General features: G+C 58.8%; 1 protein-coding gene. It reads left to right on the top strand.

Going from position 1 to position 1664, the window contains the following annotated elements; translation table 11 throughout:
- The first annotated feature begins 326 nt into the window (after positions 1-326).
- On the top strand, positions 327-1586 hold the full coding sequence (locus ACCD00_RS30590; RefSeq protein ID WP_413428919.1) for an OprD family porin: 1260 nt from the start codon (positions 327-329) through the stop codon (positions 1584-1586).
- The last annotated feature ends 78 nt before the right edge of the window (positions 1587-1664 follow it).

Below are 1664 nucleotides of genomic sequence, written 5' to 3'. Positions count from 1 at the left end.
AATCCCCCCGTTTTCTTTTCTCAACCACCCTTTTTATTGGTGGGGGGGGCTGCCCCCGCGAAAGGGCCAGTACAAACAACACAAATCCCCGGCCAATGTTGCGTTCGATAATCGCCCAAAACCTGCTTTTAACAATTGAACCATCTAGTACATTCCATTCACCATCCGACCCACAAAACCAATAACAACAGGTTCGACACCATGCCCCCGCGCCCCGCCCTCTCCGGCTGATCCACTTCGTTTGTGCTGAATTCCAATGTTCGTCTGCAACCCCGGGTTGCGGCATCACCCCGCTTCATCCCCAAGAATTAGAGAGACCCGAGTCCATGACGCCTTCCACCGCGCAATATTTCGTTCCCGGCCTGATCGCCGCCGCCCTGGCCAGTACCGCCCTGCCCGCCTGCGCCGAAGAGCCGGGCTTTGTCGAAGGCGCCAAGGTCAACCTGAACCTGCGCAACTTCTACATCAACCGCAACTTCACCAACCCGACCAAGGCCCAGGGCAAGGCTGAAGAGTGGACGCAGAGTTTCATCCTCGACGCCAAGTCCGGTTTTACCCAGGGCACCGTCGGGTTCGGCATGGACGTGCTCGGTCTGTATTCGGTGAAGCTCGACGGCGGCAAAGGCACCGGCGGTACGCAACTGCTGCCGCTGGACCACGATGGCCGCCCGGCGGACAACTTCGGCCGCACCAACGTGGCGTTCAAGGCGAAGCTGTCACAGACCGAAATCAAAGTTGGCGAATGGATGCCCGTGCTGCCGATCCTGCGTTCGGACGACGGTCGCTCGTTGCCGCAAACTTTCCGTGGCGGCCAGATCACCTCAAAGGAAATCAACGGCCTGACGCTCTACGGCGGCCAGTTCCGCCAGAACAGCCCACGCGACGACAGCAGCATGAGCGACATGTCGATGACCGGCAAAGCCGCGTTCACCTCCGACCGTTTCAACTTCCAGGGCGGTGAATACCTGTTCAACGACAAACGTACCCAGATCGGTCTGTGGAACGCCGAGCTCAAGGACATCTACAGCCAGCAATTCATCAATCTGATCCACAGCCAACCGCTTGGCGACTGGACCCTGGGCGCCAACCTCGGTTTCTTCTACGGCAAGGATGACGGCAGCGCCCGGGCCGGTGAGCTGGACAACAAGACCATGTACGGCTTGTTCTCGGCCAAATACGGCGGCAACACGTTCTACGTCGGCCTGCAGAAACTCACCGGCGACAACGCCTGGATGCGGGTCAACGGCACCAGCGGCGGCACACTGGCCAACGACAGCTACAACTCCAGCTACGACAATGCCCGGGAAAAGTCCTGGCAAGTGCGCCACGACTACAACTTCGTCGCCCTCGGCGTACCGGGCCTGACCCTGATGAACCGCTATATCAGTGGCGATAACGTGCACACCGGCAGCATCACCGATGGCAAGGAATGGGGACGTGAATCAGAACTGGGTTACACCGTGCAGAGCGGTGCGCTGAAAGACCTGAACGTGAAATGGCGCAACTCGACCATGCGTCGCGACTACAGCAACAACGAGTTCGATGAGAACCGCGTCATCATCAGCTACCCGATCAGCCTGTTGTAAACACTGAACAAATGTGGGAGCGGGCTTGCTCGCGAAGGCGGTCTGTCAGCCAACAAAAACTTCGACTGACAGACCGCC

Source organism: Pseudomonas sp. Pseusp3 (genome assembly GCF_047304225.1).
In the GTDB taxonomy this organism is placed as follows: Bacteria; Pseudomonadota; Gammaproteobacteria; order Pseudomonadales; family Pseudomonadaceae; genus Aquipseudomonas; species Aquipseudomonas fluorescens_CD.
The sequence above is the reverse complement of the archived record's forward strand: the minus strand, read 5'-3'. Positions and strand labels throughout refer to the sequence as shown.